This is a genomic window from Neobacillus niacini (genome assembly GCF_036961885.1).
Taxonomy (GTDB): Bacteria; Bacillota; Bacilli; order Bacillales; family Cytobacillaceae; genus Neobacillus; species Neobacillus niacini_H.
This window is the reverse complement of sequence record NZ_JBALNQ010000014.1, coordinates 1-8,281: the sequence shown is the minus strand read 5'-3', so window position 1 is coordinate 8,281 and position 8,281 is coordinate 1. Positions and strand designations below refer to the sequence as shown.

The 8,281-nt window shown below is 37.3% G+C and carries 7 protein-coding genes and 1 riboswitch; of the genes, 3 read left to right on the top strand and 4 right to left on the bottom strand.

The annotated features are described in order from the left end of the window. Positions 1-450: 450 nt before the first annotated feature. Both V7124_RS07750 and V7124_RS07745 read left to right on the top strand, forming a co-directional pair. On the top strand, positions 451-1,107 hold the full coding sequence (locus tag V7124_RS07750) for a 5-bromo-4-chloroindolyl phosphate hydrolysis family protein (protein ID WP_335487703.1): 657 nt from the start codon (positions 451-453) through the stop codon (positions 1,105-1,107). Then, positions 1,104-2,291 carry a toxic anion resistance protein gene (locus tag V7124_RS07745; RefSeq protein WP_335411958.1) on the top strand — a complete coding sequence of 396 codons (1,188 nt, stop codon included), beginning with the start codon at positions 1,104-1,106 and terminating at the stop codon, positions 2,289-2,291. The genes V7124_RS07750 and V7124_RS07745 overlap by 4 nt, the downstream gene beginning before the upstream one ends. Before the next feature lie 46 nt (positions 2,292-2,337). Here V7124_RS07745 and V7124_RS07740 read toward each other — a convergent pair whose 3' ends face one another. Then, the gene (locus V7124_RS07740; protein ID WP_335411956.1) at positions 2,338-3,201 is read right to left on the bottom strand and encodes a M15 family metallopeptidase; all 864 of its coding nucleotides are present in this window, start codon (positions 3,199-3,201) and stop codon (positions 2,338-2,340) included. Between the two features lie 234 nt (positions 3,202-3,435). Then, positions 3,436-3,520: riboswitch (cyclic di-GMP riboswitch) on the top strand. Here V7124_RS07740 and V7124_RS07735 point away from each other — a divergent pair. Next, positions 3,489-3,734, top strand: a complete 246-nt coding sequence (locus V7124_RS07735) for a hypothetical protein (RefSeq protein ID WP_335487700.1) — start codon at positions 3,489-3,491, stop codon at positions 3,732-3,734. It overlaps the preceding riboswitch by 32 nt. A gap of 237 nt (positions 3,735-3,971) precedes the next feature. On the opposite strand, the gene V7124_RS07730 is transcribed toward V7124_RS07735, so the two are convergent. The 3 genes from V7124_RS07730 to V7124_RS07720 all read right to left on the bottom strand — a co-directional run bounded on the left by V7124_RS07730 (position 3,972) and on the right by V7124_RS07720 (position 7,994). Then, complete coding sequence (locus V7124_RS07730; RefSeq protein WP_335411950.1) at positions 3,972-5,021, bottom strand: multicopper oxidase domain-containing protein; 1,050 nt, start codon at positions 5,019-5,021, stop codon at positions 3,972-3,974. 358 nt (positions 5,022-5,379) lie between these two features. Continuing rightward, the gene (locus tag V7124_RS07725; protein WP_335411948.1) at positions 5,380-7,221 is read right to left on the bottom strand and encodes a bifunctional diguanylate cyclase/phosphohydrolase; all 1,842 of its coding nucleotides are present in this window, start codon (positions 7,219-7,221) and stop codon (positions 5,380-5,382) included. A gap of 176 nt (positions 7,222-7,397) precedes the next feature. Beyond that, positions 7,398-7,994, bottom strand: coding sequence for a DUF5317 domain-containing protein (locus V7124_RS07720; RefSeq protein WP_335487697.1), 597 nt, complete (start codon positions 7,992-7,994; stop codon positions 7,398-7,400). Positions 7,995-8,281 lie beyond the last annotated feature (287 nt).

Sequence of the window (8,281 nt, the reverse complement as noted above, 5' to 3'; positions counted from 1 at the left end):
GAGGTGCCCACCGCTATGCTGACCGCCGCCATATTGTCCACCAAATCTAAAAACATCGGGCATTCCAAATGGATGATACATTTGATTACCTCGCTCCTCTATCTATAAATTTTAATCCTGTTATCCTGATATCATATGGATATCTGGGTATTCCTCTTGGACTAAAGCCCAGGTTGCTTAAAATAGCGGGAACAGGAAGATACAACTGTCCGCCTGGGGTGGAAAGTGTCCACGAGTGGTGCCTGTCACCATCACCACCATCAATTTCCCAAAATACATCTTAGGTCTTAGTTTTCTTTACGCTTGTGGTCTATGGCAAGCAGGATTTTAATAGTGTATTGTTGAAGTAATGAGAGATGTCCAGCCTTTTTAGGTATTTTGTATTTGGTGAAACATTTCCATTGTTCGTTCGTATGAATATAAAGGATTTTTAGTTAGGAGTCGATTATGATGAACCGATTTTTATCGTTTCTTGTTCAAAGTTTAGTGACTGTGCCATCTGCAACAGTAGTCTGGTTTGTTAGCTATTTTGGGTTCAAACTAACATTTGGGCCATCATCAGCTATTGCTTTAGGAGGCGGGGTCATCGTCTACAATATTACCTCAGCCATCATGACTTCACGCTTTTTGAAAAAACATCAGCTAACTAGAAAAGAATATCGTTATATAAAGAAGAATTTAGATGAAGCCAAACAAAAAATTAATCGTCTTAACAAATCGTTGTTTACGATTCGTGATCTTCCAACAATGAAGCAGAGACTGGATGTGCTCCGCATAACAAGGAAAATTCAAAGCATGACACATAATGAGCCAAGGCGCTTTTATAAAGCCGAGAAATTTTATTTTTCTCATTTAGATTCTGTAGTAGAGCTTACAGAAAAGTACCGATTTTTATCGCAGCAGCCTAAGAAAAGTCATGAGATTGATGTTTCTTTATATGAGACACGCCAAACGTTAACAGACCTAACAAAGGCGCTAGAAGAGGATCTCTATTTTGTCATTTCTGACGATGTTGATACCTTGAATTTTGAAATTGATGTTGCGAAACAATCTATCAAAAAACTAAATGATACGAAATATATAGACGAAAGCAGGAGGCCAAAATGAGCGAGAATAACTCACCTCAGTTGAATAAAACTGGGAATTTATTAGATGATATCCTAGCCAATCCGTTCGGTGACAACGAGCTTGCTCCACCGCCGCAAGTGCAGCTATCACCACAGCTTCAAGAAGTGAAGCCGGCTAAGCTAATTGATGTCATTCCGGAGGAAAACCGGGCAAAAGCATATCAGCTAGCCGAACAAATTGATCCGAGAAACCATCAGGCGATGATTACGTACGGTACCCAAGCACAAGGGAAGCTTTTAAGCTTTTCACACACCATGCTTGAGCATGTGCAGAAAAATGATATCGGTGAGGTTGGCGAAATCATCAGTGATTTAATGAAAAGACTCGATGAGGTTAATCCGGATGAATTAAAGGATGGGAAGCCATCCTTTTTCGGGCGTATGTTTGGAAAAATTTCTAACTCAATCCAAGAAGTGCTCTCAAAATATCAAAAGACAGGTGCACAAATCGATCGAATCAGTGTGAAACTCGATCGCAGTAAAAACGTACTTTTATCTGACATTAAATTACTAGAACAGCTCTATGAAACAAATAAAGAATATTTCCATGCGTTAAATGTCTATATTGCAGCAGGGGAAATTAAGCTAGAAGAGCTCCATCAAAAAACAATTCCAGCAATGAAAAGGGCAGCAGAGGCAACAAATGATCAAATGAAGTTCCAAGAAGTTAACGATATGATCCAGTTTGCCGACCGCTTGGATAAACGCTTATACGATTTGAAATTAAGTCGTGAGATCACGATTCAGAGTGCTCCACAGGTTCGCCTGATTCAAAATACAAACCAAGCGCTTGTGGAAAAAATACAATCGTCGATCATGACAGCTATTCCACTTTGGAAAAATCAAGTAGCGATTGCGCTAACCTTAATTCGACAACGGCATGCAGTAGAAGCTCAGAAAAAGGTGTCACAAACCACAAATGAGCTGTTATTGAAAAATGCCGAAATGCTAAAAACGAATACCATTGAAACAGCGAAAGAAAATGAGCGCGGACTCGTTGATATCGAAACGCTTAAAAAGACACAGGAAAATTTAATCACGACTCTTGAAGAAACCATGCGAATTCAGGAGGAAGGACGTCACAAACGTCGTCTTGCTGAACAAGAGCTAGCCAATATGGAAAACGATTTAAGAATAAAGCTATTGGAAATAAAGGATAAATAGAAAAAGAGTCAAGTTCCACTACCAACGGAATTTGACTCTTTTTTAATTAGTTATTCACAGGTACTTCATTAAAGTATTCTTCGAGTGTAGTACCACTGTTCATGATTTCACTAGCAATCTCTTTCCCTACATAACGAAGGTGCCAAGGTTCGTATTGATATCCAGTGATATGTTCTTTCCCTTGTGGATAGCGAATAATAAAGCCGTATTCTGAGGCATGTGCTTGGAGCCAATTGGCTTCTGGTGTACCTCCGAAGCAACTTTCAGCAGCACACTTTCCATCTGCACCCGTCACATCAATCGAAAGACCCGTTTCATGCTCGCTCGTACCAGGCAATGCACTATACGTTCTTGCCTGTTCATAACCATCTTTACTTACATAATAGTCAAATAATGTCGCTTGAGTGGCATGTGACCGATAGGCAGACACCCCTAAAAGTGAAATTCCTTGTGTTTTAGCATCAGTAAATAATTGATTAATAGCAGTTGCAGCTTCTTGCCTCATTTTCCGTTTTTCATTTGTCGCATGTGAAACAAAGGGGATGTCGGCAGGAACAAGATCTTGCGGATTATAATCATCTGGTAATTTATTTTGTTTATTAACCAGCACAGGAATGCTTTCTGGATTTGAAATAACCTGGATACTTTCATCACTATTTTGTACTGGAGGCACCTCTGCCTTTTGGTCTACCGGTTTCGAGTTATCCTCAGATGTACTTACATCAAGCCGTTCTGGTTTTTCTGCATCACTGGCATCTTTGACAGTTGGGATTGAATCGCTATTTTCTGATTTTTCTCCAGTTTGAGAATGTTCCGGATTAGATTTAGCAAATAACATTTTTTCGGAGCAGCCTGATAGTAGTAGCGTCATCAAGGCGATGCTTCCGATTATTCCAGATAATTTTTTCACAATGTAACACCCTTACTTTTTAAAATAATTTAAAGGAAAACTTTTGAAAATTAGTTCTAACAATAATAGACAGCAATATAATACATTATGTTACATCCTTCGATATTCAACAACGTATTTTTTAAAAAATAGTCTAGGCAGCCCACTTAAAAACAAGGAAAAGTTAATAAAGCAGGACCTAAGACCCTTTTTTATATGTAGGTTATATCATATATTGGAAATAACATCATAAATCGTACGAAACGGCAAAGCTATTGAAAAATGGTGACGCAAAACTAGAGGGGCTAATGTTTAAGAACAATGCCAGCCAGTTACCGAACACGATCCTCGGCGGTTTATGTAAATCTATTGAGGAGGTTTTTGTGTTGTTGAAAAGTGTATTATTAAAGGGAAAGTATTATTATCATCTATTTCAGTATCATCATATTGAAATGATGCAGCAGGATTGTTTAAGCGATGAACTTAAATGCGAATTAAAGGTAAAATCTTTATATCATAATAGTAAAGCGATTGAGCTTGGTGCGAGAATATAACCGAAAAGCCTGGGGAGTCCCCAGGCTTTTTTCAATTTAATCCTATTCTTTCAAAGTGGATGTAAAATCTGTGGATAAATCAATGGTCTGTGTGAATAACTGGATAACTTATGTGTATAACTATTTTCTGACTGGGGATATTTATTATTTGTTTGTGGATAAAATGTTGGTAACTATAAATCTAACCACAATATCTGTGGATAAAAGCATCGGGGGAAGCCCCGATGCTTTTACATTTTAATGTGACATGGTTGCGCTTGCATCGTCAAGTCCATCTTTGGTAACTTTTATGATACCAACCGCACCTTTTGTTGCATGGTTAAATTGGTGGGTGACAATGGGGTAGCTACCTTCTTTCGTGACGGTGAATTCAACGACAGCCCCGCCGCTTGCAGGCAGCATCACGGTTTGCAAGCCCTTCATAAGATTAAATGGATTTCCATCAATATAAACATTGTCAAAAACGGTTCCGACGACATGGAAGCTGCTGACTTCATTGGGTCCGACATTGTTAACATAGATTCTGATTTTGTCGCCAACTTTAGCCAAAAGAGGCGTATCGACAAGGGCACCAACCGTACCATTCGTATTCAAATCGCCTTCTTTTAAGGCCTTTGCCGAAAAGACCACATTACTAGGAACGCCATTGGTAAAATCCTCAAGGTTGTTGTATTTATACCATTCATTTTGAACAATGACAAATTCGCGATCGATTTCAGGATCAGTTGGGTACCCGTTTGTAGGCTTAACGATAATGGTACCATGCATTCCGTTGGCGATATGGGCTAAAACAGGTTTTGTTCCACAGTGGTACATGAAAACTCCGGGATTAGTAGCGGGATAGGAAAAACTGCCAGATTCATTTGGCATTACATCAATAAAATCCTTTGATGGAGAGGCGTGAACCGCATGAAAGTCCATACTGTGCGGAATGGCCGGGTCCATGTTCTTTAAGGTAAAGTTAATGGTATCGCCTTCATTTACGACAATTACGGGTCCTGGAGCTTCACCATTAAACGTCCATGCTTTATACATATTATCTTTGCTAATTTCGATATCAGTGATCTGTGCGGTCATTTCAACATTGACTTCGTGTTCACCAACACGTTCGATGTTGAGTGGAATTGGTTTTTGATTGAGATTCTTATGAGGTTCAATAATTGGTGAGGAGGTATTCATTTTAGCATTTACAACTTGTTTTTCCACCGATCCATTGGCACCATTACATGCACCTAAAAGTAAAACAGAACTAATGATAAGCGTTGCAAACTTCCCTATTTTATTCATCTAGATCCTACCCCTTTAAATAAAATTGTTTACACTTACATTGTAAATTTTGTAAATATTATCCTAGTGATTTCAATCACTCATACTTCTATAAAAAGTGAACGATTTGTGAAATGTTGAACAATTAAGAATATTGCTACCTTTTATAAGTGGTTAAAGTGATTTACCTACATCAATAACAGAGGTGTCAAAAGCGGTGCCTGTCACCGCCCGTGGACACTTTCCACCCCAGACGGACAGTGACACAAAAAAAGGGTTTCAAACGATTATTTCGTTTGAAACCCTTGAAATTTATACGAAGCAATAGTTTATCCTTAATCTCTTTCGCGGTGACAGGCACCAGAGGGATTAAGTCTTTTTAGTTATTCACAACCATTCCGTCATCTTCCAGTATTAAATTGGTATCATCAAGCTGATTAATCATGGCTATAAATGGTTCGACGAATTGGGGGTCGAATTGTTTTCCTGAGCAGTCCCTTAACTCGACAATCGCTTCCTTGAATGTTTTTGTTTTTTGATACGGCCGTTCGGTGGTCATTGCATCAAATGAGTCAATGACACAAAGGATTCGTGCAAGTTTAGGAATGGATTTTCCTTTTAAACCATATGGATAGCCATTTCCGTCAAAGCGTTCATGATGAAGCTCAACTAATGGTATCAAGTCTTCTAATTTTTTATTGGTCGAAATGATTTCTTTGCCCCAAGTTACATGCTTTTTCATCATTTCCCATTCATGTGGCTCAAGCTTTCCCTTTTTATTCAAAATTTCCCGAGGGATTTCGATTTTTCCAATGTCATGAATTAAAGCCCCAAGAATCAACGTCTTTCGTTCATATTCACTTAAGGATATTAACCTTGAAAAATTTAAGGCATATTGATAAACACGCTTACTATGCCGGTATGTATAAACATCCTTTGAAAGAAAGATTCGCAATTGCTGTTCTGCCTCTTCCAATTCTTTCTCTAAGGAGAGAGAACGTTGTGCTGAGTATTCGGAATACTGATTATAAATTTGAACAAGGTTTTTTCCTTGATCTTTAGCAGCGTACATCGCTTGATCAGCCTTGTTTAGAAGTTCAGAGGTGTTATAGGTTTCCTTTTCGCATTCTGCAATACCTGCTGAAAAGGATAAACAGCCATAGGGGAGACGTTCTACTCCCTTATAATAAGTGTCGTTAGTTTTCTTCCGCAATTCATTCATAAATGAATGAGCTTTCTGCCGGGTTGTATTAGGCATGATAATCGAAAATTCTTCGCCGCCATAGCGGGCAACTGTGTAACTTTCCGCTTCTGACTTTGTTTTTAGGAGTGCTCCAAATTCCTGCAGCAAATGATCTCCTTGGATATGCCCGTATAAATCGTTATATTTTTTAAAATCATCGATATCAAGAAGAACTACACAAAGTGGTTGATCGTTCTCTTTTGCAACTGTAACTTCTTTTTCTAAGATTTCTTTAAAATATCCATGATTATTAAGACCAGTTAAAAAGTCTTTGTTAGCTTTCTCAGAAATCTCTTTAAATAAAAGAAAATGCTGCTTAAATGCTAATGAAAGTAAAAAGGCAATACAGGTAAAAAGAAAAAGTCCAAATAAACTTTTCGAACTCATTAATATGGCCAATACTAATGAAAGCATGAGCGTACTCAAATAAGGGGCTAGTGCTTCTTTAATAAGTTCTCTAAAAACACTTTCAAAGCTTTCAGCAGCTGCTAGTATAAAGAATAATCCGACAAAAATGACATTCATAGCAAAGTAAGTGAGTAAGGAAATTAAATAAGAAATGAAGTTATTAATATCGATGCTGCCAATGGTACCACCCGTTAAATTGAATACATAATAAGAACTAACAATCATTAAGATATAGCTGGAGAAATTAAAAATATGTTTCCACCAGACTATTTTTCGTTGTGTAACCGCAAATAAAATTGAATTAATTAGCAGTACCGCCAATGTTATATCCAGCCCATATAAAAAAAGGCTTGCAAGGAATATTGATGAATCCATGGAAAGGGAGTTGCCCTTTGGGGGAAGAAGTATAGGATAATGATTTAATAGTAAGATGGCTCCAGCCAAAGCTATAATGATAAACCATTCGATATTTGAATGAATATTAAAATCATATAACGCAATGAAGGTTAAGAAACCTAACACTGATACGAGAAAAAGGTATTTATTGGTGGTTGTCTTTAAAAACTGCATTATTTCATCACTCTCATAATAAGATTGGAGAAAGTAAAAAATTCACTTCCTCCATTTAATATAACTTAATGATTATACTAGTCTAAATCCAGATGTTAATGCAACAATAACAGATCCAATAATAATTGCATTGTATAGAATACCAGTTAATTTAAGGCCTTGTTTTTGGTCTTTTTTCATCTTCCTTCACCTCCCTTCAATGAAAGGGAAGCTGCATTGCTCTTTTTTGCCAAGGGGTGCTTAACCATTAAATATTGTATAAAAAAGAAGATTCCGATATTCATAATAATATCGCCAATACTTATGATTTGAGTACGCGGGTATGGATCAGATATTGGGATCACATCGCCTAAGAGACCAAGATGTGTTGAAGATGTTAAAGCGGTATGCTTGGCATACAAGCTTTCTTGTAGAGCTTCGATGTAACCAGGGTCTAAAACGGCCGCAGCCTCTACCGAAACAGGCATTCTGCCCCCATTGAGAACCATGACCAAAAAATTAAGAAAGACACCAATGAAAATAAGGATAAAACCAGGGTTCTCGCGATTAAGGAATAAGAATAGTAATCCAATGATATAGACAACGATGTAAATGGATCCGCTAAGTTGACCTAAAAGCTCACTATCGTTTTGAAGCATAAAAACCGCCAATTGGACGACCAATAACAGTGGAAATACCCAACCCCATTTTAGTTTTAACTGAGAGAAAGCCCTTAAGTTACCTTTCCTAAGTATTCCTACAATTAACGAAATGAGTATGCCATCAAATACCATAAAGTGGTTACCTGCCTATGCTAGAATATATAAATCTAATAGTAGTGAAAATTTTGTATAGGAAAAATTTTCCCACAATATCAATAATATTGGTAGAATTTGTCGAATGCAAGAAAATTATTGTGAATTTTTCATGTATTTTTAGAGGTTTTTGTAAAAAGAAGAAAGAACCAACAGGTTAACCTAGAATAATATCAAAAAAGGTTTCAAACGATTAAATTCGTTTGAAACCTTTTTTTATTATTATTGGCTGTTTTGGTAACGATTGTTGTTAAAGTCTTAAAGCC